This is a genomic window from Clostridium sp. UBA5119 (genome assembly GCF_002414285.1).
In the GTDB taxonomy this organism is placed as follows: Bacteria; Bacillota; Clostridia; order Clostridiales; family Clostridiaceae; genus Clostridium_J; species Clostridium_J sulfidigenes.
In genome coordinates, this window is the sequence record NZ_DHYX01000108.1 from 17820 (window position 1) to 18180 (window position 361).

Below are 361 nucleotides of genomic sequence, written 5' to 3' on the forward strand. Positions count from 1 at the left end.
CAGAGAAATTTCTCTGTGTAGAGAGGCCTATATTAGCGAAGAATATGTAACTGTATTCATTAAGTATACAGGGGACTTTAATAGCCTGATTAAAGAAATAGAATATGTATGTGCCTTTAACGTATCTGAGGGTGCCTACATTGCTTCTGTGAGAACTGCTAATTATACTGACTTCATAAATAGATTTAATAATATATTTAACATAGATATTAGTTTCCCTTACACCTTGTCAGCTATAGAACCAGTAGAAGCTGCTAATATAACCCAATTTCACGGAGAAACCTTTTTAAATCTTACAGGGAAAGGTACAATAGCTGCAATTATAGATACGGGTATAGATTATTTAAATCCTCAATTTCAA

General features: G+C 32.7%; 1 pseudogene. It reads left to right on the forward strand.

The features are described from left to right. Nucleotides 1–361 (forward strand): annotated as a pseudogene (locus B2671_RS16510) (hypothetical protein); the annotation flags it as partial.